This window comes from Rhizorhabdus wittichii, from assembly GCF_017607425.1.
Classification (GTDB): Bacteria; Pseudomonadota; Alphaproteobacteria; order Sphingomonadales; family Sphingomonadaceae; genus Rhizorhabdus; species Rhizorhabdus wittichii.
This window is the reverse complement of the sequence record NZ_CP059319.1, coordinates 1,968,405-1,990,649: the sequence shown is the minus strand read 5'-3', so window position 1 is coordinate 1,990,649 and position 22,245 is coordinate 1,968,405. Positions and strand designations below refer to the sequence as shown.

The following is a 22,245-nucleotide window of genomic DNA, read 5'->3' as shown; positions in this document are numbered from 1 at the left end:
CATTCGCCGCTCAGCGCCCCATCAGGGCGCGGGCGGCGGGCAGGTAGGTCCGGCCGATGCGGATGCGTTCCTCGTCGGTCAGGACCGCATGCCAGACGCCCATGCCGTCATGGCTCAGCCGGGCGATGCGGTCGCGCCGGACGATCGTCGATCGGTGCAGGCGGATGAAGTTGGCCGGGTCGAGCCGCCGTTCGAGCTCGGTGATCGTCTGGTGCAGCAGGAAGCTGCGCTGGCCCAGGTGCAGGCGCATATAGTCGCGCTCCGCCTCGATCCGGTCGATGTCCTGCGCCGCCACCCGGATCATCTCCGATCGGTGTGGCACCCAGAATTCCTGCGCATATTCGGATGCCGGCCGCTCGTCGGCCGGCTCGCGCCGCCGCTCGACCACGCGCGAGACCGCGCGCGCCAGCCGGTCCTGCGCGACCGGCTTCAGCAGATAGTCGGTCGCCGACAGGTCGAACGCCGTCACCGCATATTGGTCGAAGGCGGTGCAGAAGATGATCGCCGGGCGCTGCTCGGCCTTCTCGATCGCCTTGGCGACGCCGATCCCGTCCAGTCCCGGCATGGCGATGTCGAGCAGCAGCATCTCGGGCTGGAGCGCCTCGATCAGCCGCAGCGCCGCCTCGCCGTCGGAAGCGGTGCCGACCAGGTCGATCATCGGCTCGCGCGCGCACAGGATCTGGAGACGTTCGATAGCGAGCGGCTCATCGTCGACGACGAGGGTTCTTATCGGTGAATCAGACGTCATCCCTGATCAATGGCATGAAAAGCGTCACGCCAAAACCACCATTGGGAAGCGGCCCGTAGCGACAGGCGGCATCGCCGCCGAAGCGCGCCTTCAGCCGGTCGGCGACGTTCTTCAGTCCGACGCCGGTGCCGCGCAGCTGCTGGTCCTCGCCCAGCGGCTCGCCGTCGTCCTCGACGCTCAGCACCAGCCCTTCCGAATCCTGGCGGGCGGTGATCAGCAGCGTGACCGGCCGCTTCGCGCGCGAGACGCCATATTTGATCGCATTCTCGACCAGCGGCTGGAGGATCAGGCAGGGCACGCGCGCGTCGGTCAGCTCCTGCGGCACCCTGATGTCGACGATCAGCCGGTCGGGGAAGCGGATCGCCTCGATGTCGAGGTAGAGGCGCTGCAACCTGATCTCCTCGGCCAGCACCACGTCCTCGGTCGGATCGGCGGTCAGGCTGGTGCGGAAGAAGGTCGACAGGTTGAGGATCATCTTCTCCGCCTCGTCGCGATGGTCCTTCAGGATCAGCGTCGACAGCGAGTTGAGCGTGTTGAACAGGAAGTGCGGATTGACCTGGTAGCGCAGCGCCCGCAGCTCGGCGTCGCGGGCGGCGGCGCGATAGCCGGCGGCCTCCCGCTCGGCCGATCGCACCGCGGCGGCATAGCTGAGCGCGAGGAACAGCGCGCCCCACGCCGCGAAGAAGAAATAGCCGTTGAGCGCCTGGTCGGCGATCTGGCTGACGACGCCGACCTCCTTCTTCTTGTCATAGGGCTCGGTCGGTGGGCCGACCTGGATCATCACCGTGCCGGGGGTCGGCTCGCTGATCACCGGGGTCGGGATGGTGATCGGCTTGGGGATCTCGATCCTGACCGGCGCGCGGGGCGGGGCCGGCGGCGATGGCGGCGCCTTCAGCCGCGCTGGCAGACGGCGTGGCGGCGCAGGGGCGTCGGCGGCGTCGGCAGGCGCGGGACGTCGCCAGGATGCTGTCGATGTCGATGTTCACGCCGTGGCGGCGGGCTTCCTCGACGGCCTGCCTGGCCTCGCGCAGCCCCTCCTTATAGTCGGCCATCGCCTCGACATAGGCTTCGCGCTGGCTGCGATAGGCGTCGCGCCGGGCCCTGTCGGCCTCGCGCTGCGCCTCGCGGCGCGCCTGCTCCGCTTCCTGCGTGGCGTCGCGGACGTTCTGGCTGGCCTCGCGCTGCGCCCTTTCGATCTCGCTTCGAACCTCGGCCTCGCGCTCGGCCGCCTCGCGCTGCGCCGCCGCCTTGGCTTCGGCGGCGGCCTTGGCCTGTTCGGTCGCCTCGCGGATCGCGTCGCGCGCGGCGGCGATGGCGACCTGCGCCTGCTCGCGCGCCGCGGCGACGCTGCGGTCGTCGATCACGATCTTGCGCGACGCCGTCTCGCGCGCCTTCTCGGCCTCGACCTGCTTGTCGAACTGGCGGAAGGCGATCCAGTTCATCGAGCTGTAGGCGATCGCCGCCGGCGCCGCGAGCAGCGCCACCGCGGTCACGTTGACCGCCAGCGACTTGCCGGTCAGCGGCCGCATCGCCAGGTAGACGATGTAGGTCGCGATCATCGATCCGATCGTGACGAAGGCGCGCGCCGCCATCATCTCGGTCTGGTGACCGAAATCGATCATGTAGGACCGGATCGTCGCGATGGCGAAATAGACCAGCCAGAAGGCGACGATCGAGAGCAGGGCCACGCGGGGACTTACCCCGGTTCCGCGATGGCCATCATGGTTCAAAGTCATTCCGCCTATATATGATCAAGGGTGTAAATATGCTCCTCCGCGGTCGTGACGTTGGTCGAGCGCCCCATGCCGTTCATCGAAAGTTCAGCTTCCGGCCGCTGGCGGCGGCTCGGAACAGCCGCATCCACCGGGCGTTGAATCACCCCGACACTGGCAGAGGATCAAGGCCATGACCACGGATGTTTTCGACAACGAGAAACGTGGCACGCCGCATATTCGGACGGCGCACGATGCCACCGACGACCGCAAGCTCGCGCGCAACCCGAGCGACGAGGACGCCAAGCTCGACGTCGCCCTCGACGAGAGCTTTCCCACCTCGGACGCGCCGTCGAACACCCAGCCCGGCAAGGGCAAGGACCCGCCTCCGTCGTCCGGCTATGACGAGGAAGCGGAGAAGCGGAAGGCCCGGATGGCCGGCAAGGAATAAGCGACGGCCGGGCGATCGTTCGGGCGCGCGGCGAGGTTTCGCCGCGCGTCTTTCTATTGTGACGCCACAAGGGCCCGTCGGAAAATTATCCACAGAATATTGAGGCTTGGCGGACTCCCGCCGCGATTGCGCGTTGCGTTGCAGCAGCGAACGTGATTCGATCCTGAACAGAAGCCTTACAAGGGCTTAAGCGTCCGTAAACCCTGTTGGACGCATGATCCCTGTCAGGCTTCCAGTTAGGGGGTTTGATATGGGCACGCATATGAGACCTGCGGACGGCGCGATGACCCTGGCGGAGATGAAGGAGTTCGCCAGCTTCCCCGCCTCGACACAGCGTTACATCCGTCGATCGCTCGACGTCGGTCTGGGGCGGGAGGATGCGCTCGCGCGCTGGTCGCGCGACGTGGTCGAATCCGCCAGCATCATGGCGCAGGCGCGCGTCTACAGCCGCCTCGACCATATCCGCGAGCTCGTTCCCGACGACAGCGGCCTCGACGCGATCGAGCCCTTCCTCGCCCCGCTCATCACCGTCACCGCCTTCGACCTGGGGCAGGACCGCCTCACCGGCTTCGGCGCCTACCGCTTCCTCTACGAGCGGCTGATCGGCGCCCATGTCCGGCCGTGGCTGCCCGGTGCCTTCTGCGCGGCGGCGGCGCTGCCCCATCTCCATCCGGAGAAGCGGCGCATCCTCCTCCAGTCGATCAGCGAGGCGGCCGCGACCGCCCCCGGCTGGTCGAACCGCGAGCCGGTCTTCTACCCGGAATGGGTCGACAAGGTCGAAGCCCGCCTGCCGAACTGACCGATCCGTCGTTCCGGCGGGCGGCTTCGGGGCTGCCCCGCCGGAATGATTTTACATCCTCGCGGAACCCTTCTCCCGTTTATCGGATATAGAGCCTGATTCTCGCCGTCGGTGGAGGCGCTTCGCGCTTCCTCCCCCGGCGATCGGGTTCTAGCTTATCCCCAGGTATCGGGAGACGTGATTTGCCGGCCACCATCCTCGCCAACCATCGGGTCGAAAAGCCGTGGGGCCGGCATGATCTCGCGCCGCTGTTCCCGGATCAGCCGGCCGACCGGCCGGCGGTGGGGGAAATCTGGTACGACGATCCGTCGGCCCGCCCGCGCGAGCTGCTCGTCAAATATCTGTTCACCAGCGAGCGGCTGTCGGTGCAGGTCCATCCCGACGATGCGGCGGCGCAGGCGCGCGGCTTCGCGCGCGGCAAGGACGAGGCCTGGATCATCCTGTCGGCCGAGCCCGATTCGACGATCGCCCTCGGCCTGCGCGAGCCGATGGAGCCCGGCGCTGTCCGCGCCGCGGCGCTCGACGGTTCGATCGAGGACATGCTCGACTGGAAGCCGGTCCGCGCCGGGGAGGTGATCTACTCGCCGGCCGGCACGATCCACGCGATCGGCAAGGGACTCCGCCTCGTCGAGGTGCAGCAGAATCTCGACCTCACCTACCGCTTCTACGACTATGGCTCGGCGCGCGAGCTGCATCTCGACGAGGCGATGGCGGTGGCCGATTTCGGCCCTTTCGCCGATCCCGCCGAACCGCGCGAGCTCGGTCCCGGCCGCACGGTCCTCGCCGACCGGCGCAAGTTCGTGCTCGAGCGCTGGACCATGGCGGGCGGCTTCGTCATCGCTCCGGGCAGCGCGACGATCTGGGTGATGCCGGTCGCGGGCAGCGCCTCGATCGACGGCAAGGCGATCGAACTGGGCGACACGGTGATCGTCGAGGGCGCCGCGGCGATCGACATCGCGCCCGGCAGCACCCTTTACGCCGCTTATCCGGGGTTGAGGGTGATCAATGGGTTGTTGGGATCGGAATCGCGGTCGACCTCGGCCAGCGGGGCCGCCGTCACCGGATAGCCGAGCGTGTCGGGGATGCAGAGGAAATGCTCCCCCGCGCGGGTCTCGATCCACGGCGTGACCATGTCGATCGGATAGCGGCCGGCCAGCGCCACCGCGCCGTCGAAATCCTCGGCCTGTCCGATCCGTTCGAGATTGCGGATCGTCGGGAAGATCAGCGCCCTGTTCGCCAGATGCTGCTCGGCGGTCGCCCAGACCAGGTGGCTGCTCTCGCTGCCGTCGGCGCGGGCCTCGCCCAGGTCGGGCGCGCGCGCGATGTAGAAGCGCGTGTCGAAGCGGCGCGACAGCTCATGGTCGGGCCGCCAGCGGGCGAAGGGGTGGATGCCGTGCGGATCGATCCGCAGCCCGTGCCGCTCCACGATCGCGCTCAGCGGGTCGCCGCCGTGCAGCGCCGCGCGGATCGCCGCCAGCCGGTCGGCGTCGTCGAGGCCGACGAGGCCGGGCGCCAGCCCGATCTCCTCGATCGTCTCGCGGATCGCGGTGATGCGGTGGGCGAGGTCGTCGGGATCGATCGCCGGGCCTTCGACCAGCAGCTCGGGCCGGCCGGCGAAACTGTGGTCGTCGGGATCGACCCTGCCGCCCGGGAAGACCATCCGGCTGGCGGCGAAGCTGAGATGCGCGCCGCGCCCGATCATCGGGATCTCGGGCAGCGCGCCGGGCCGGTCGCGCAGCAGGATGATGGTGGCGGCCGGGATGGCCGGCGGAAGCTTACGGGTCATGAATTTCGTCCAGCAAGGATGGTCAGGGGCCAGCGGATCGTGCGGATATCCGCCGGATCGCCCCAGGCCCTGGTGAGATCGGCCACGACCGCGTCGAACGGCGCGCGGCCGGTGCCGCGTTCGAGCGCGCGCACCGCCGACCAGGTGTCGAGATAGCCGATCAGCGCGGCGAGCGGCCAGCGCACCTCGATCGAGAAGGCGGGTGCCTCGATCGGATCGAAGGGGAGGTGGATGTCGCGATAGCCGTTCTCGACCAGCGCGCGCTCTGGCGGCCAATGCTCGGCCAGCGTCTCGACCCGGAAGCGCTCGACGATCGCCTCGACCTCTCCCTGCGGTGCCATGCCGGCATAGCTGATCAGCGCGACGACGCCGCCGGGACGCAGCAGCCGCGCGGTCTCGGCGAAGAAGGCGGGCAGGTCGAACCAGTGCGCGGCCTGGGCGGCGGTGATCAGGTCGACCGATCCGTCCGGCAGGCCGCTCGCCTCGGCCGAGGCGACGCGATAGTCGATCCCGGGATGCGGGGTGGCGCTGGCGATCTGCTGCGCGCTCGGGTCGGTCGCGATCACCCTGTCGAAATGCCCGGCGAGTTGGAGCGAGAGCTGTCCCGACCCGCAGCCGACGTCGAGCGCTGTTTTTGTAGCGGGTGCTACAATGCCCAGCCATGCCGCCAACTCCGGCGGATAGGCCGGACGATAGGCGGCATAGGCCGCGGCGTGCGACGAGAAATGATCCTTGAACGCGCTCACCGGATCGCGGTCAGGAAATAGTCGAGCGCCAGATTGTCGCTGAGGTGGAAGCCGGCGGCCGGCGAGAAGCCGAGGCCCTTGCGATCGATCACGCGCAGGCCGGCCGCCTCGACATGCGCGGCCAGTTCCTCGGGCGTCACGAATTTGCGCCAGTCGTGCGTGCCCTTCGGCACCATCCCCAGTCCCTCGGCGACGGTGATCATCGCCAGCTTCGACAGCGGCGTCCGGTTGGGCGTCGACAGGATCATGATCCCGTCCGGGGCGAGCAACCCGGCGAGCCGGGCGACGAAGGCGGCGGGATCGGCGACATGCTCGATCACCTCCATCGAGGTGACGAGGTCGAAGCTCTCGCCCGCCAGCGCCTCGACCCCGCCGGCGCGATAGTCGATCGTCAGCCCCTGCTTCTCCGCATGGTGGCGGGCGACCGCGACATTCTCCGGCGCGGCGTCGATTCCCGTCACCGCCGCGCCCATCCGCGCCAGCGGCTCGGCGAGCAGGCCCGCGCCGCAGCCGACGTCGGCCGCGCGCCGGCCCGTCAGCGGGCGCAGCATCTCGGGCCCGATTCCCCACTGCGCCTCGATCGTCGCGCGGATGTGGCGCAGGCGCGGCGGATTGAGCTTGTGCAGCATCGCCGAGGACCCCTTGGGGTCCCACCATTCCGCGGCGAGCTTTCCGAAATGGGCGGCTTCCTCGGCGACCACCGAGCCATGCTGTTGTGCGCTTGCGTTCATTGCGCCCCCTCTCTATCAGGGCCGCGCCCTTGAGCCCAGAGCCTGATCGTTCGAGGTGGAAGCGCTTGGCGCTTCCACCGAAAGCGTGAATCAGGCTCTGTTCAAATGGTGCGACATTGATCCTTGGATCAATGTCGGATGGCTTTTCCGGCTTTCTCGGCCTCTTTGGGACAGACGACAGGCAATGGCGCGCATCGTTATGAAATTCGGCGGAACCTCGATGGCGGGGATCGAGCGAATTCGCAACGTGGCGAACCGCGTCAAACATGAGGTCGAGCTGGGCAACGAGGTCGCGGTCGTCGTCTCGGCGATGTCGGGCGAGACCGACCGGCTCGTCAATTTCTGTCGCGAGGCGTCGCCGCTCTACGATCCGCGCGAATATGACGTGGTCGTCGCCTCGGGCGAGCAGGTGACCAGCGGCCTGCTGGCGATCGTCCTCCAGTCGCTGGGCGTGAAGGCGCGCAGCTGGCTCGGCTGGCAGCTTCCGATCCGCACCAGCGACGCCCATGCCTCGGCCCGGATCGAGACGATCAATTCGGAAGCGATCGGCAAGGCGATGGCCGCCGGCGAGGTTGCCGTCATCCCCGGCTTCCAGGGCATGACCGGCGACGATCGCGTGACGACGCTGGGCCGTGGCGGCTCGGACACTTCGGCCGTCGCGGTCGCCGCCGCGATGAAGGCGGACCGCTGCGACATCTACACCGACGTCGACGGCGTCTACACCACCGATCCGCGCATCGTGCCCAAGGCCCGCAAGCTGGCCAAGGTCACCTATGAGGAGATGCTGGAGCTCGCTTCGGTCGGCGCCAAGGTGCTGCAGACCCGCTCGGTGGGCCTCGCGATGAAGGAGAAGGTGCGCCTTCAGGTGCTCTCCTCGTTCGACCAGCCGACCGACAATCCCACGCCCGGCACCATGATCGTCGGCGAGGAAGAAATCGAAGGAACCACCATGGAACGCCAGCTCATCACCGGCATCGCCTATGACAAGAACGAGACGAAGGTCACGCTGACCGCCGTTCCCGACCGTCCGGGCGCCGTCGCCTCGATCTTCGCGCCGCTCGCCGATGCCAACATCAATGTCGACATGATCGTCCAGAACGTCGCGCACGACACCGGCTCGACCGACGTGACCTTCACCGTGCCGACCGCCGAGCTGGCCCGTTCGCTCGACGTGCTGGAGCGCGAGCGCGGCACGATCGGCTATGAGAAGCTGATCCACGACACCAACGTCGCCAAGATCTCGGTCGTCGGCGTCGGCATGCGCAGCCATGCGGGCGTCGCGTCGAAGATGTTCGACGCGCTCGCCGCGCGCGGCATCAACGTGCTCGCGATCACCACGTCGGAGATCAAGGTCTCGGTCCTGATCAACGAGGACTATACCGAGCTCGCCGTCCGCGTCCTCCACACCGCCTATGGCCTCGACGCGGAGGATGCCGCTTGATGAGCGGCGGTGCCCGACTCGCCGCCCTGATGGAGCGCGGCGCGGCCCTGCTGGGCAGCGACTATGCGATCCTCGGCGGGGCGATGAGCTGGGTTTCCGAACGGAACCTCGTCGCCGCCATGTCGAATGCCGGCTGCTTCGGCGTGATCGCGTGCGGCGCGATGACGCCCGAGCTGCTCGATGCCGAGATCGCGGGCACCAGGGCGCTGACCGCGAAGCCGTTCGGCGTCAACCTGATCACCATGCACCCGCAGCTCACCGACCTGATCGAGGTCTGCGCGAAGCATGGCGTCGGTCATGTCGTGCTGGCCGGCGGCCTGCCGCCGGGCGGCGCGATCGAGCGGATCAAGGCCGCGGGCGCGAAGGTCATCTGCTTCGCCCCGGCGCTCGCACTGGCGAAGAAGCTGATCCGTTCGGGCATCGACGCGCTGGTGATCGAGGGCATGGAGGCTGGCGGCCATATCGGCCCGGTCTCGACCTCGGTGCTGGCGCAGGAGATATTGCCGGTCGTTGCCGGCGAGCTGCCGGTGTTCGTCGCCGGCGGGATCGGCCGGGGCGAGGCGATCGCCGGCTATCTGGAGATGGGCGCCGCGGGCGTCCAGCTCGGTACCCGCTTCGTTTGTGCCGCCGAATCGATCGCGCATCCGAACTTCAAGAGGGCGTTCATCCGCGCCTCGGCGCGTGATGCGATCACCAGCGTCCAGATCGACCCGCGCCTGCCGGTCATCCCGGTCCGCGCGCTGCGCAACGCCTCGTCCGAGCTGTTCACCGCCAAGCAGCGCGAAGTCGCCCAGCTCCTCGACGAGGGCAAGGTCGAGATGGCCGAGGCCCAGCTCCAGATCGAGCATTACTGGGCCGGCGCGCTCCGCCGCGCGGTGATCGACGGCGATGTCGAGCATGGCTCGGTGATGGCGGGCCAGTCGGTCGGCATGGTCACGAAGGAAGAGCCGCTCGCCGACATCGTCGCGACCCTGATCGGCGAGGCGTCGGCGGCGCTGGAGCAGCGCGCGGCCTGATCTTCCGGCTCGGTTGACGACCGGATTGGAGCAGCTTCTTCGCCATTAAGGATTCCATCGTTGGAATCCCGCCCCTCTTTCTGATAGCGGGCGAAGCAATGGCACCGCTGACAGCAACCTCCGCCGCGCGTGAGATATTGACGCGCCTGCATGACGTCATGGCGTCACGCTCGGCTGCGCAGACCAAGCTCAACCAGGTCGTCCAGATCATCGGCGAGGCGCTCGATACCGAGGTCTGCTCGGTCTACCTGCTGCGCGACGGCGCGCTGGAGCTGTTCGCCACCCGCGGCCTGAAGCAGGGCGCCGTCCACGTCACCAAGCTGGCGCTCGGCGAGGGCCTGGTCGGGACGATCGCGCAGAATGTCGAGACGCTCAACCTCGACGAGGCGACCAGCCACCCCGATTTCGCCTACAAGCCCGAGACGGGCGAGGAGCTGTTCCACAGCTTCGCGGGCGTGCCGATCGTCCGGCGAGAGCGTGCGGTCGGCGTGCTCGCCGTCCAGCATCGCGACCAGCGCCGGTTCGACGATGTCGAGATCGAGGCGCTGCAGACCGTCGCGATGGTGCTGGCCGAGCTGATCGCCGGCGCCGGCCTGATCGACGAGGGCGTCCCCGGTTCGAAGGGCACGCGCGACAATGGGGCGGTGCGCCTCGCCGGCCTCAAGCTGGTCGAGGGGATGGCGCGGGGCAGGGCGGTCTATCACCAGCCGCGCATCGAGATCGAGCATACCGTCGCCGAGGATATCGAGGTCGAGCGCCACCGCGTCATCTCCGCCTTCTCGAAGATGCGCGACCAGATCGAGCGGATGACCCGCGAGGCCGATTTCGGCGCGGGCGGCGAGCATCAGGACGTCCTCGCGATGTACAAGATGTTCGCCTATGACGAGGGCTGGATCCGGCGGATCAACGAGGCGATCGACAGCGGCCTGACCGCCGAGGCGGCGATCGAGCGCGTCCAGCAGCGCACCCGCATGCGGATGCGCGAGATCGGCGATCCGCTGCTCGCCGACCGGATGCACGACCTGGAGGACCTCTCCAACCGCCTGCTCCGCATCGTCTCCGGCCAGCTCGGCACGGCGGCGCAGCTCGGCCTGCGCCATGATTCGATCCTGATCGCGCGCAACCTCGGTCCCGCCGAGCTGCTCGAATATGATCGTCGCCGGCTCAAGGGCGTGGTGCTCGAGGAAGGCTCGCTCACCGCTCATGTCACGATCGTCGCGCGGGCGATGGGCGTGCCGGTGCTGGGCCGGGTCAAGGATGTCCGCCGGATGATCGGCGAAGGCGACACGCTGCTGCTCGACGGCACCGCCGGCTCGGTCGTCGTCCGCGCCAATGCGACCATGGAGGAGGCCTTCGAGGCCAAGATGATGGTCGGGCAGAAGCGCCGCGCCGAATTCGCGGCGATGCGCGACCTGCCCGCCCGGACCCGCGACGACCTGCGCATCGAGCTGATGGTCAATGCCGGCCTGCGCGACGACATGGCCGCGCTCGACGTCACCGGCGCCGACGGCATCGGCCTGTTCCGCACCGAATTCCAGTTCCTGGTCTCCGCCACCCTGCCGCAGCGCGAGCGCCAGCTCCGCCTCTATCGCGACGTTCTGGATGCCGCGGGCGACCGGCCGGTGATCTTCCGCACGGTCGACATCGGCGGCGACAAGGCCCTGCCCTATCTCAAGGCGGGCGACGATGCGGACGAGGAGAATCCCGCCCTTGGCTGGCGCGCCATCCGCCTCGGCCTCGAACGCGACGCGCTGATGAAGGTCCAGGCGCGCGCGCTGATCGAGGCGGCGGCGGGCCGGACCCTCAACGTCATGTTCCCGATGGTGTCGGAACCGTGGGAGTTCGAGGAGGCCGTCGCGCTGTTCGATGCGCAGCGCAAATGGATCCACGATCATGGCCGGGGCGTCCCCAATGCGATCCGCTACGGCACGATGCTCGAGGTGCCGGCGCTCGCCGAGAGCCTCGACATGCTGCTGCCCAGGCTCGATTTCCTGTCGATCGGCACCAACGACCTGACCCAGTTCCTGTTCGCCGCCGACCGCGCCAATCCCAAGCTGGCCGAGCGGTACGACTGGCTGAGCCCCGCGATCCTGCGCTTCATCGGCCGGGTGACGCGGCAGACGCGCGCGGCGGGCGTGCCGATCGGCGTGTGCGGTGAGATGGGTGGTCGTCCGTTGGAAGCGATGGCGCTGATCGGCCTCGGGATCGATCGCCTCTCGATCACGCCGGCGGCGGTCGGGCCGGTCAAGGCGATGATCCGTTCGCTCGACGCGAAGGCGCTGCGCGAAGCGATGGACGGCTTCCTCGGCCGGCCGCTCCGCACCCTGCGCGGCGATCTGGCCGCCTGGGCGGAGAGCAATGGGGTTGCGGTCGCCTGAAATGCGCGGCAGACCGTTGACGTGACGGGGAAACGTTACGTCTGAGGCGCGAATGCTGTTGGGTTCGACGATTGCTTGCTTGCCTGATCGCTCCGGAGCGTGGAGAAGGGCGCGATGAGTGAAGGCGCGGATTCCCGCAATGTCGGCGAGCAGCTCGCCGCTGAACGCGCTCGGCAGAAGCTGGACCTGAGCGACGTCGCCGCGCGTACCCGCATCCCGCTCCGCCATCTCGACGCGATCGAGAAGGGCGAGCATGGCAACCTGCCGGCGCTGCCCTATTCGACCGGCTTCGTGAAGAGCTACGCCAACATGCTGGGCCTCGACGGCCAGGCCTTGTCGCGCGCCTTCCGCGACCAGATCGGGGGCGAGCAGCGGGCCCATTTCGAGCCCGAGGCCTATGAGCCGGTCGATCCGACCCGGGTGCCGTCGCGGCTGCTGGCGATGATCGCGCTCGGCGTCGCGCTGCTGCTCGGCATGGGGTATCTGCTGCTCCGCTTCGAAGGCGACAGCAGCGATCTCGCCAAGCTCGCCGCCGACACGGTGCAGGACATCCGTCCGGTCCCGGCCCGCCGCCCGCCGCCGCCGGCCGCCGTTCCGGCGCAGCCCGCCGTCCCGACCGGCCCGATCAGCGTCGCCGCCAGCGAGGACGTCTGGATCAAGCTGTCCGAACGCGAAGGCGCCAGGACCTATTTCATGAACGTGCTGGCGGCCGGGCAGAGCTTCACCCTGCCCGACGACGCGGTCGATCCGATCCTGCGCACCGGCCGGCCGCAGTCGCTCAAGGTGCTGATCGGCACGACCGAGCTGCCGCCGGTGGGCGAGCCGGACCGCCTCGTCCGCGCCTACAGCCTCAAGCGCGACGCGCTCGTCGCGATCGCCACCGCGAAGCCCGACGCCGCCATGCCGGCGGACGGCGCGGCCAACGCCAGCGATGCGGGCGCCGTCCCGGATGCTTTCCGCAGCGTTCCGCCGATCTACGACCCGGCGGCGGGCCGCGCGGACACGGCTGGACCGGCCAGTGACTCGGATCGCCGCCCGCGGCCTTGATCCGGGCCGCCTTCGCGCGGCATTATCGAAGCGTAACGATCACGGGGAATTACCGATCATGAAGAAGGCGATCTTCGCCATCCTGCTCCTCTCCGCCGCCGCTCCGGCGATCGCCCAGCAATCGCTGCCGGTCGACAAGCGGGTCGACAAGCTGGAGAAGGAAATGAAGGCCGTGCAGCGCAAGGTCTTCCCCGGCGGGGCCCAGCAATATTTCGAGCCCGAGATCAAGCCGCAGGTCGTGCCGGCGACGCCGGCCGGCTCCCCGGCCGATTCCGTCGTGACCGACCTGACCCGGCGGGTCGACGCGCTGGAGAAGGCGCTGGCCCAGCTCACCGGCCAAGTCGAGCAGAACAGCTATAATCTGCGCAAGCTGGAGGATCAGTTCGCCAAGATGAAGGGCGACGCCGACTATCGGCTGAACGTGCTCGAAGGCAAGACGCCGCCGGCACCGGCCGGCGCGGCGGCCGGCGGCAACCTCCCCTATGTCGTCCCGCCTCCCCCGAAGGGCGCGGCCAGCGGCGCGGCGGCGGCTCCCGCTCCGGCGGCGCCCGCGCCCGCGGCCACGTTGAGCGGCGATCCGGGCAAGGATGCCTATATGGCGGGCTACGACCTCTGGATGCAGAAGAAATATCCCGACGCGGTCGCCGCGCTGAAGGCGATGTACGCCAAATATCCCAAGAACAAATATGCCAGCTACGCCCGCAACCTCGCCGGGCGCGCCTATCTGGACAACGGCCAGTATAACGACGCGATCCGCGAGTTTTTCGAGAACACCAAGATCGAGGACGGCGAGCGGGCGCCCCACAGCTACGTCTTCATGGCCGAGGCGCTGATGAAGCGGAAGCCGCCGTTGTTCGACAAGGCCTGCCAGGCCTATGACGTGCTGCAGGCGAAATATCCCGACAAGGTGTCCGGCCCGCTCGCCGAGATGGTCGCCAAGGGAAGGGCCGATGCCAAGTGCAAGTAAGGCTTGGCTGAACCACCTTCTATCGTCACCCCAGCGAAGGCTGGGGTCCATGTCTCTCGTCAGCCAGATGGCATCTGAGAAGACAACAGACATGGATGCCTGCCTTCAGCCTTTGGCTGAAGTTTATCCCGAGCGCCTGCCTTGCAGGCAGTCGAGGGGCAGGCATGACGGTTGAGATGGCGGTTCCCCCCTTCGATCACCTCGTCTCCCGCTTCCTCGCCGATCTCCTGTCTCTATTGCCCGACGACGGCGCCCGGCTGGGGCTCGCCGTCTCGGGCGGTCCCGACAGCATGGCGATGCTCCACCTCGCGGCGGCGGCCTGTCCCGGCCGGGTGGAGGCGGCGACGGTCGACCATGGCCTGCGCGCCGAAGCCGCCGCCGAGGCCGCGCTCGTCGCCCGTGCCTGCGCCGCGCTCGGCGTGCCGCACATGACGCTGCGGGTGACGGTCGAGCCGGCTGCCAGTATCCAGGCCGCCGCGCGGCGCGCGCGCTACGCGGCGCTCGCGGCATGGGCGGCGGGGCAGGGGCTCGCCGCCATTGCCACCGCGCACCACGCCGATGACCAGGCCGAGACGCTGCTGATGCGCCTCGCGCGCGGCGCGGGACTGTCGGGGCTTGCCGGCATCCGGGAGCGGCGCGATCTCGGCGGGGTGCTGCTCGTCCGCCCGCTGCTCGGCTGGCGCCGCGCCGAGCTGGCGGCGATCGTCGCGGCGGTCGAGACCGTCGACGATCCCAGCAATGCCGATCCGCGCCACGACCGAACCCACGCCCGCGCGCTGCTGGCGGGGGCCGGCGACCGGCTCGATCCGCTCCGCCTCGCCGCCTCGGCGGCGCACCTCGCCGAGGCCGACGCGGCGCTCGACTGGCTGGTGGGGGAGGCGATCCGCTCGCGCGTCGACCGCTTCGACGACGGTCGCATCGCCGCCGATATCGAGGGGTTGCCGCGCGAGGTCCGCAGGCGGATACTCGCCCGGCTGGTCGGCGAAGCCGATTCGGCGGTGGACGGCCCGGCGCTCGAGACCGCGATGGCGCGGCTCGATGCGGGGCAGGTTGCGAGCCTGGGTGCCCTCAAACTGTCGCCCGGACGCCGCATCTCGATCGAAAAAGCGCCGCCGCGACGCTGATCGCGGGGAGCCTTCCGATCTGTTCCATTGTTATTAATGCGGTGATGCCTATCTGGGTCTGGACCCTAATCCCGCGAAAGGCGGAATTGATCGATGAACGACGAAAAAGAGCCGAAACAACCCAACCCCTGGATGAAGAGCCTCGCCATCTGGATGGGTATCCTGCTGGCGCTCGTCGTCTTCGTGTCGATGTTCGAAAGCTCGTCGCGCACCGCGGCGGGCGATCAGATCGCCTATTCGGAATTCCTCGCCCGCGTCGACGACGGCCAGGTGCGCGAGGCCGACATCGGCGACGGCATGATCAGCGGCAAGTTCAACAACGGCGCGGCGTTCAGCACCAACGCGCCCAATGATCCGATGCTGATCCAGCGGCTCGCCGAGAAGAACGTCACCTTCCGCGCCAAGCCGGCCGAGCAGACCAGCTTCTGGATGATCATGCTCTACCAGTCGCTGCCCTTCCTGCTGATCCTCGGCATCGCCTTCTTCGTGATGCGCCAGATGCAGAAGAACGCAGGCTCGGGCGCGATGGGCTTCGGCAAGTCGCGCGCGCGGATGCTGACCGAGAAGCACGGCCGCGTCACCTTCGACGACGTCGCCGGCATCGACGAGGCGCGCGAGGAGCTTCAGGAGATCGTCGACTTCCTGAAGGACCCGACCAAATTCGCCCGTCTCGGCGGCAAGATCCCGAAGGGCGCGCTGCTGGTCGGCTCGCCCGGCACCGGCAAGACGCTGCTCGCCCGCGCCATCGCGGGCGAGGCGAACGTGCCCTTCTTCACCATCTCGGGCTCCGACTTCGTCGAGATGTTCGTCGGCGTCGGCGCCAGCCGCGTCCGCGACATGTTCGAGCAGGCGAAGAAGAACGCGCCGTGCATCGTCTTCATCGACGAGATCGACGCGGTCGGCCGCCATCGCGGCGCCGGCCTCGGCAACGGCAATGACGAGCGCGAGCAGACGCTGAACCAGCTGCTCGTCGAGATGGACGGCTTCGAGGCGAACGAGGGCATCATCATCGTCGCGGCGACCAACCGCCCCGACGTGCTCGATCCCGCGCTGCTGCGGCCGGGTCGCTTCGACCGCCAGGTCGTCGTGCCGCGCCCCGACATCGAGGGCCGCGAGAAGATCCTCGCCGTCCACATGAAGAAGGTGCCGCTGGCGCCCGACGTCAACGCGCGCACCATCGCGCGCGGTACGCCCGGCTTCTCGGGCGCCGATCTCGCCAACCTCGTCAACGAGGCCGCGCTCCTCGCCGCGCGGAAGGGCAAGCGCCTCGTCGCGATGAAGGAGTTCGAGGAGGCCAAGGACAAGGTCATGATGGGCGCCGAGCGCAAGTCCATGGTCATGACCGAGGACGAGAAGAAGGCGACCGCCTATCATGAGGCCGGCCATGCCCTCGTCTCGCTCCATGTGCCCGGTTGCGATCCGCTCCACAAGGTGACGATCATCCCGCGCGGCCGCGCGCTCGGCGTGACCTGGAACCTGCCCGAGCGCGACCGCTACTCGATGACGATGAAGCAGATGAAGGCGCGCCTCGCGCTCTGCTTCGGCGGCCGCATCGCCGAGCAGCTCATCTATGGCGCGGACGAGCTCAACACCGGCGCCTCCAACGACATCCAGCAGGCCACCGACATGGCCCGCTCGATGGTGATGGAATATGGCATGTCGGAGAAGCTCGGCTGGCTGCGCTACCGCGACAATCAGGACGAGATTTTCCTCGGCCATTCGGTCGCGCGCAACCAGAGCGTGTCGGAAGCGACCGCCCAGCTGATCGACCAGGAGGTCCGCCGCCTGATCGAGGAGGCTGAAGGGGCCGCGCGCAAGGTGCTCACCGACCATCTCGACGAGCTCCACCGCCTCGCCACCGCGCTGCTCGAATATGAGACGCTGTCGGGCGAGGAGGCCAAGCGGGTCATCGTCGGCGACGATATCGGCCGCGACCAGGGCAATTCCCGCGCGCCGGCCGCGCTCAGCACCGGCGGCTCGTCGATCCCGAAGAGCCGGCGTCCCGGTAGCGGATCGAGCGGCGGCGGCTGGGGCGAGCCCAAGCCCGCCTGACCGCTACGTCCATGGCATAGGAAAGGCCGTGTCCCGCAAGGGCGCGGCCTTTTTCTTATCCATCGGAAGCTTTTTGCCGCACGATCCGAACCAGCGCCTCTGTCGTCATTCCCGCGAAAGCGGGAAGCCACGGTCACGGAGCATTCGATCTCTTGCGGGCTGCCATCCATGGATTCCCGCTTTCGCGGGAATGACGGAAAGGAGGAGAGGTCGGCGGGACCTAGAGCATTTCCCATCTCGCATATGCAGCATGCGAGGGGTGGAAACGCAGGAAAACTCGCCGCTAAAACCGGATTGTCGTGAACGATCGGTGAGGGGCCGCGGCCTCAGCCCAGGGCGAGATAAGCCAGTGCGGTCACGCTGAGCGCGGCGGCGCTGCACAGCGCCAGCAGGCGACAACTGCATTCGCAGAAACCAGGACTGACCCGTTCCATACGACTCTCCCGATGTCCGCCGTCGCGCTGTTTTCACGCGATCGGCCGAATGGGGAGCGTATCACATCAGTCGCAATTCACAACATCGTCGGCATCGGAAAGCGACGCGACGAAGCGGCTCAATATGTCATGGAACTGGACCCGATCGTCCTCCGACAGGACGGCGCAGATTTCCGCCATCAATTCCTTGCGAAGCGGTTCGGTGGCGGCGATCGCGCTTTCGCCCAGCGGGGTGATCGCCAGCCGCTTGACCCGCCGGTCCTGCGGATCGGAGGTGCGGACGATCAGCTGGTCGCGCTCGAGCGAATCGAGCGACTCGGTCACCGTGCGCGGCGCCAGGTCGAACAGGTCGGCGATGTCGGCGGCGCGCGCCGACCCGCCCGCCTTGCGCACATAGGCGAGCATCTTCGTGCGCGCGAGCGAGGCGCCCTGCTTCGTCATCGCCCGATTCACCCGCCGATGCATCAGCATATAGGCCTTGGCGAGCGCCGTGATCAGTTCTTCCTCGTCCACTTTCATGAGGAACCTCATAACATGGTATTGCATTATGTTGCAAGTGCGAGCATATGGCCCGCCACAGAATCGAAGATACGGATATCCAGATGAGCAACGACAGCGTGCAGCTCGCCTCTTCCGGAAATGAGGAAGGCAAGGCATCGCCTCTCCAGAACCCGCGCGTGCGGCGGATATTGCTCGTTGCGGTCGCGGTGCTGCTGGTCGGCGCCGTGCTGGGCTTCCTGCGCTACCATCTCTACGGCCGCTACCAGCAGTCGACCAACGACGCCTATGTGCAGGCCGATGCCGTCACCGCCGCGCCGAAGGTGTCGGGCTATGTCGACCAGGTGTTCGTGATCGACAATCAGGACGTGAAGGCGGGGCAGCCGCTGGTCCGCATCGATCCGCGCGACTATCGCGCGCAGGCCGCGCAGTTCCAGGCGCAGATCGACGTCGCCCGCGCCAATGCCGCCGGCGTCGACGCGCAGATGGACGAGCAGCAGGCCGCGATCGCGCGGGCCGAGGCCGACGTCGCCGCCGCCGCCGCCGATGCCGGCTTCGCCCAGGCCGAATATGTCCGCTACCGGCCGCTCGGCGAAAGCGGCGCGGAGACGCGCGAGAAGGTTTCCCAGCTCCGCAACCAGGCCGCGCTCGCCAACGCCAAGCTCGCCGCCGCCAAGGCGTCGCTCGCCAGCGCGCAGCGCCGCGTCGGCACCCTGCGGGCGCAGGTCAGCCAGGCGCAGGCGCAGGGCGAGGCCGCCCGTGCCCAGCTCGCCGCCGCCAACACCAATGTCGAGGCGACGATCGTCCGCGCCTCGGTCGACGGCCGGATCGGCGACAAGACGGTGCGGCAGGGGCAGTTCGTCCAGGCCGGCACCCGGATGATGAGCGTCGTGCCGACCCACGACGTCTATATCGAGGCGAACTTCAAGGAGACGCAACTCGGCCTGATGCGGGTCGGCCAGCCGGTGAAGGTCGAGGTCGATGCGCTGCCCGGCGTCGACATCCCCGGCCGGATCGCCAGCATCTCGCCCGGCACCGGCGCGCAATTCTCGGTGCTGCCGCCGCAGAACGCGACGGGCAACTTCACCAAGATCGTCCAGCGCGTGCCCGTCCGGATCGCGATCAGCCCCGGCCCGGAGACCCGCGCCCTGCTCGTGCCGGGCATGTCGGTCGAGGTGACGGTCGACACGCGCTCGGCCAAGGGCGCCGCCGACCGGGTCCGCGAGGAGCAGGAACGGCACAATGCCCGGGCCGCGCGATGAGCGCGACCGCCGCTGACGGCCATATGGCGCCGGCGGTGGAGACGCCGGTCGGCCGCGCGGACGCCAGCGCCTGGCTGGCGGTGATCGCCGGCAGCCTCGGCGCGATGATGGCGACGCTCGACGTCTCGATCGTCAACTCGTCGCTGCCCACCATCCAGGGCGAGATCGGCGCCAGCGGCACCGAAGGCACCTGGATCGCGACCGCCTATCTGGTCGCGGAGATCGTCATCATCCCGCTGTCGGCCTGGCTCGAGCGCGTGCTCGGCCTGCGGACGCTGCTGATCGTCGCGGCGGCGCTGTTCACCGGCTTCTCGATGATGTGCGGCTTCTCGACCAACCTGACCATGATGATCATCGGCCGGGTGGGGCAGGGCTTCACCGGCGGCGCGCTGATCCCGACCGCGATGACGATCATCGCCACCCGCCTGCCGCGCGAGCAGCAGCCGGTCGGCAACGCCTTGTTCGGGGTGACCGCGATCCTCGGGCCGGTGCTGGGGCCGCTGATCGGCGGCTGGCTGACCGAGAACATCAGCTGGCACTATGCCTTCTTCCTCAACCTGCCGATCGGCATCCTGCTGATCTCTCTGCTGCTGCTGACCATGCCGCACCACAAGGCGCGGCTGGGCGAGCTGCTCCAGGCCGACTGGCTCGGCATCGCCGGGCTGATGTTCGGACTCGGCGGCCTGACCGTGGTGCTCGAGGAAGGCCAGCGCGAGCAATGGTTCCAGAGCGACGTGATCGTGAAGGTCTCGATCGTCGCCGCCCTCGGCTTCATCTCGCTGTTCGCGGGGCAGTTCCTCGCGCGCCGTCCGGTGATCAAGCTCAAGCTGCTGCTCGACCGGCAGTTCGGGGCGGTCGCGGTGATGGCGATCGTGATCGGCATGATGCTCTACGGCACCTCCTATGTGATCCCGCAGTTCCTGGCCGCGATCGCCGGCTACAACGCGCTGCAATCGGGCAAGATCGTGCTGATCTCGGGGATTCCCAGCCTGTTGCTGATGCCCTTCACGCCGCTGCTGATCCGCTATGTCGACATCCGCATCGCGGTCGGCATCGGCCTGGCGATCATGGCGACGAGCTGCGGCATCGATACCGCGCTCAGCGCCCAGTCGGACGGTGGCTCCTTCGTCGACAGCCAGCTCCTGCGCGGCGTCGGCACGATCATGGCCTTCCTGTTCCTCAACCAGGCGGCGATCGCTTCGGTGAGCGCCCGGGACGTGGGCGATGCCGCCGGCCTGTTCAGCGCGATGCGCAACCTCGGCGGATCGTTCGCGCTCGCCGGCATCGCCATCGTCCAGGACCAGCGCCAATGGCTCCACAACCGCCGGATCGAGGAATCGCTCAACGCCAATTCGGTCGGCCTGCAGGATTATCTGGCGGGCCTGACCCATGCGCTCGGCAATGCCGATGCGGCGCTGCGCACCCTGGCGGGCACGATCCAGCGCGATGCGCTGGTGATGACCTTCAACGATATCTTCTGGCTGATGACGGTCGGCATCCTCTGCGTGATGCCGCTCGTCCTGCTCCTCCGCCCGCTGCCCAAGGGGCAGGCGATCGCGATGCATTGAGGTTGATGATGCGCTCTCCCTTCTGGCTCGTGCCGATGACCCTGCTGGCCGGCTGCACCGTCGGGCCCGATTATCGCGGCCCCGTCTCGGCGGGCGCCGCCCCGCCGCCTGCCGCCTTCGCGCGCGCCGATCGCGACGCCGCCCCGCAGGCGCCCGCCGCTGCGGCCTGGTGGACCGCGCTCGGCGATCCGGTGCTCGACGAGCTCGAGCAGCGCGCGCTGGCGGGCAGCCCCAGCGTCGCGATCGCCCAGGCGCGGCTCAACCAGGCGCGGTCGGCGCTCGGCCTCGAACGCGCCAATTCGCTGCCCAAGGCGAACGCCTCGGCGGTCTATGTCCACGCCCGCGTGCCCGGCGTCGATCTCGGCTCCTCGAACCAGAATGGCGGGACCGGCGGCGGTGGCGGCACGGGCGAGGACCAGGAATCGCTCAACTTCTACAATGTCGGCTTCGACGCGAGCTGGGAGATCGACCTGTTCGGCGGCCAGCGCCGCAACCTGGAGGCGGCGCGCGCCTCGCTCGGCGCGGCGGAGGCCAATCTGGCCGACGCGCGGGTGAGCCTCGCCGCCGAGGTCGCCCAGGCCTATGTCGCGCTGCGCGACCGCCAGCACCGGCTGGCGCTGGCGCGCGAGTCGGCGGAGAAGCAGCGCGCCATCTACGACCTGACCGCTGAGCGGCGCGACCGGGGCGCGGCCTCCACCCTCGACGTCGAGCGCCAGCGGGGCCAGGTCGAGCAGTCCAACGCGGCGGTGCTGCCGCTCGGTGCCGACTATGACGCCTATCGCAACGCGCTCGCGACGCTGACCGGCGAGGTCCCCGGCGCGCTCGACGATCTGCTCGCCGCTCCGGCGGCAGTGCCGCTGCCCCCGGCCGAGGTGGCGGTTGGCGATCCGGCGGCGCTGCTCCAGCGCCGGCCGGACGTGCGCGCGGCCGAGCGCAAGCTCGCGGCCTCGACCGCGAAGATCGGCGTGGCGAAGGCCGCCGCCTTTCCGCGCCTCAGCTTCCTGGGGCTGATCGGCCTCGGCGGCACCAGCATCGGCGACGTCGTCGATCCTGACAAGCTGGCGGCGGTCGCGGTGCCGCAGTTGAGCTGGAACTTCCTCGACTTCGGCCGCAACGCGGCGCGGGTCGGGCAGGCGGAGGGCGCGCGCGACGAGGCTGCCGCCCAATATCGATCGGCCGTGCTCGTGGCGCTCCGCGATGCCGAGGACGCATTGTCGCGCTACGGCGCCCGCCGCCAGGCGGTCGTCACCGCCGCGCGCAGCAAGGCGTCGGCCGATACCAGCGCGACGCTGGTGCGCCAGCGCTTCGACGCCGGGACCGCGACGCGGATCGAGCTGCTCGACGCCGAACGGCAGCGCATCGCGGCCGACCAGGCGCTGATCCAGGCCAAGGCGCAGATGACCACCGACTTCATCGCCCTCGAAAAGGCGCTCGGCCTCGGCTGGGAGTGATCGCGCCGGTACATTGCGAAAATCAAATGCTGGC

Annotated in this window: 20 protein-coding genes; 13 read left to right on the top strand and 7 right to left on the bottom strand. The window is 68.7% G+C overall.

The window, feature by feature from the left end:
* Nucleotides 1–10: 10 nt before the first annotated feature.
* The 3 genes from HRJ34_RS09370 to HRJ34_RS09360 are packed head-to-tail and all read right to left on the bottom strand — an operon-like array spanning nt 11 to nt 2,436.
* Nucleotides 11–748 (bottom strand): LytR/AlgR family response regulator transcription factor, encoded by a 738-nt coding sequence (locus HRJ34_RS09370; RefSeq protein WP_012050669.1) that lies wholly within the window; start codon nt 746–748, stop codon nt 11–13.
* Nucleotides 738–1,559, bottom strand: coding sequence for a sensor histidine kinase (locus HRJ34_RS09365; RefSeq protein WP_016747304.1), 822 nt, complete (start codon nt 1,557–1,559; stop codon nt 738–740). Before HRJ34_RS09365 ends, HRJ34_RS09370 begins: the two co-directional genes overlap by 11 nt.
* Nucleotides 1,495–2,436, bottom strand: a complete 942-nt coding sequence (locus HRJ34_RS09360) for a FliH/SctL family protein (RefSeq protein WP_208633939.1) — start codon at nt 2,434–2,436, stop codon at nt 1,495–1,497. The genes HRJ34_RS09365 and HRJ34_RS09360 overlap by 65 nt, the downstream gene beginning before the upstream one ends.
* 217 nt (nt 2,437–2,653) lie before the next feature.
* Between HRJ34_RS09360 and HRJ34_RS09355 the strand changes: the two genes are divergently transcribed.
* The 3 genes from HRJ34_RS09355 to HRJ34_RS09345 all read left to right on the top strand — a co-directional run bounded on the left by HRJ34_RS09355 (nt 2,654) and on the right by HRJ34_RS09345 (nt 4,777).
* Nucleotides 2,654–2,911 carry a hypothetical protein gene (locus tag HRJ34_RS09355; RefSeq protein ID WP_012050671.1) on the top strand — a complete coding sequence of 86 codons (258 nt, stop codon included), beginning with the start codon at nt 2,654–2,656 and terminating at the stop codon, nt 2,909–2,911.
* A 250-nt stretch (nt 2,912–3,161) separates the two neighbouring features.
* The gene (locus HRJ34_RS09350) at nt 3,162–3,710 is read left to right on the top strand and encodes a hypothetical protein (protein WP_012050672.1); all 549 of its coding nucleotides are present in this window, start codon (nt 3,162–3,164) and stop codon (nt 3,708–3,710) included.
* Nucleotides 3,711–3,892: 182 nt separating this feature from the next.
* On the top strand, nt 3,893–4,777 hold the full coding sequence (locus tag HRJ34_RS09345; protein WP_029993408.1) for a class I mannose-6-phosphate isomerase: 885 nt from the start codon (nt 3,893–3,895) through the stop codon (nt 4,775–4,777).
* Here the strand turns inward: HRJ34_RS09345 and HRJ34_RS09340 are convergent.
* From HRJ34_RS09340 to ubiG, 3 genes are read right to left on the bottom strand one after another with little or no spacing between them, the layout of a single operon-like run.
* Complete coding sequence (locus HRJ34_RS09340; RefSeq protein WP_208633938.1) at nt 4,693–5,496, bottom strand: NUDIX hydrolase; 804 nt, start codon at nt 5,494–5,496, stop codon at nt 4,693–4,695. The genes HRJ34_RS09345 and HRJ34_RS09340 overlap by 85 nt on opposite strands.
* Complete coding sequence (locus HRJ34_RS09335; RefSeq protein WP_030091587.1) at nt 5,493–6,242, bottom strand: class I SAM-dependent methyltransferase; 750 nt, start codon at nt 6,240–6,242, stop codon at nt 5,493–5,495. Before HRJ34_RS09335 ends, HRJ34_RS09340 begins: the two co-directional genes overlap by 4 nt.
* Complete coding sequence (ubiG, locus tag HRJ34_RS09330; protein WP_030091586.1) at nt 6,239–6,973, bottom strand: bifunctional 2-polyprenyl-6-hydroxyphenol methylase/3-demethylubiquinol 3-O-methyltransferase UbiG; 735 nt, start codon at nt 6,971–6,973, stop codon at nt 6,239–6,241. Before ubiG ends, HRJ34_RS09335 begins: the two co-directional genes overlap by 4 nt.
* Before the next feature lie 184 nt (nt 6,974–7,157).
* Here ubiG and HRJ34_RS09325 point away from each other — a divergent pair, with 184 nt between their 5' ends.
* The 7 genes from HRJ34_RS09325 (at nt 7,158) to ftsH (ending at nt 16,998) form a co-directional block, all read left to right on the top strand.
* Nucleotides 7,158–8,414 carry an aspartate kinase gene (locus HRJ34_RS09325; RefSeq protein WP_012050677.1) on the top strand — a complete coding sequence of 419 codons (1,257 nt, stop codon included), beginning with the start codon at nt 7,158–7,160 and terminating at the stop codon, nt 8,412–8,414.
* On the top strand, nt 8,414–9,430 hold the full coding sequence (locus HRJ34_RS09320; protein WP_208633937.1) for an NAD(P)H-dependent flavin oxidoreductase: 1,017 nt from the start codon (nt 8,414–8,416) through the stop codon (nt 9,428–9,430). The genes HRJ34_RS09325 and HRJ34_RS09320 overlap by 1 nt, the downstream gene beginning before the upstream one ends.
* A 98-nt stretch (nt 9,431–9,528) precedes the next feature.
* Nucleotides 9,529–11,808 (top strand): phosphoenolpyruvate--protein phosphotransferase, encoded by a 2,280-nt coding sequence (ptsP, locus tag HRJ34_RS09315; RefSeq protein ID WP_012050679.1) that lies wholly within the window; start codon nt 9,529–9,531, stop codon nt 11,806–11,808.
* A 114-nt stretch (nt 11,809–11,922) separates the two neighbouring features.
* Nucleotides 11,923–12,855: a helix-turn-helix domain-containing protein gene (locus tag HRJ34_RS09310; RefSeq protein ID WP_012050680.1), complete on the top strand. Its 933-nt coding sequence runs from the start codon at nt 11,923–11,925 to the stop codon at nt 12,853–12,855.
* 58 nt (nt 12,856–12,913) lie between these two features.
* Nucleotides 12,914–13,822: a YbgF trimerization domain-containing protein gene (locus tag HRJ34_RS09305; RefSeq protein ID WP_208633935.1), complete on the top strand. Its 909-nt coding sequence runs from the start codon at nt 12,914–12,916 to the stop codon at nt 13,820–13,822.
* A 176-nt stretch (nt 13,823–13,998) separates the two neighbouring features.
* Nucleotides 13,999–14,946, top strand: a complete 948-nt coding sequence (gene tilS, locus HRJ34_RS09300) for a tRNA lysidine(34) synthetase TilS (protein ID WP_208633934.1) — start codon at nt 13,999–14,001, stop codon at nt 14,944–14,946.
* A 93-nt stretch (nt 14,947–15,039) separates the two neighbouring features.
* Nucleotides 15,040–16,998, top strand: coding sequence for an ATP-dependent zinc metalloprotease FtsH (gene ftsH, locus HRJ34_RS09295; RefSeq protein ID WP_012050683.1), 1,959 nt, complete (start codon nt 15,040–15,042; stop codon nt 16,996–16,998).
* 500 nt (nt 16,999–17,498) lie between these two features.
* Here the strand turns inward: ftsH and HRJ34_RS09290 are convergent, their stop codons facing one another.
* Nucleotides 17,499–17,951 carry a MarR family winged helix-turn-helix transcriptional regulator gene (locus tag HRJ34_RS09290; RefSeq protein ID WP_208633933.1) on the bottom strand — a complete coding sequence of 151 codons (453 nt, stop codon included), beginning with the start codon at nt 17,949–17,951 and terminating at the stop codon, nt 17,499–17,501.
* Between the two features lie 83 nt (nt 17,952–18,034).
* On the opposite strand from HRJ34_RS09290, the gene HRJ34_RS09285 reads away from it, so the two are divergent.
* The 3 genes from HRJ34_RS09285 to HRJ34_RS09275 are packed head-to-tail and all read left to right on the top strand — an operon-like array spanning nt 18,035 to nt 22,211.
* Nucleotides 18,035–19,192 carry an HlyD family secretion protein gene (locus HRJ34_RS09285; protein ID WP_226949119.1) on the top strand — a complete coding sequence of 386 codons (1,158 nt, stop codon included), beginning with the start codon at nt 18,035–18,037 and terminating at the stop codon, nt 19,190–19,192.
* On the top strand, nt 19,189–20,760 hold the full coding sequence (locus tag HRJ34_RS09280) for a DHA2 family efflux MFS transporter permease subunit (protein WP_208633931.1): 1,572 nt from the start codon (nt 19,189–19,191) through the stop codon (nt 20,758–20,760). Before HRJ34_RS09285 ends, HRJ34_RS09280 begins: the two co-directional genes overlap by 4 nt.
* Nucleotides 20,761–20,768: 8 nt before the next feature.
* Nucleotides 20,769–22,211, top strand: a complete 1,443-nt coding sequence (locus HRJ34_RS09275) for an efflux transporter outer membrane subunit (protein WP_208634341.1) — start codon at nt 20,769–20,771, stop codon at nt 22,209–22,211.
* Nucleotides 22,212–22,245 lie beyond the last annotated feature (34 nt).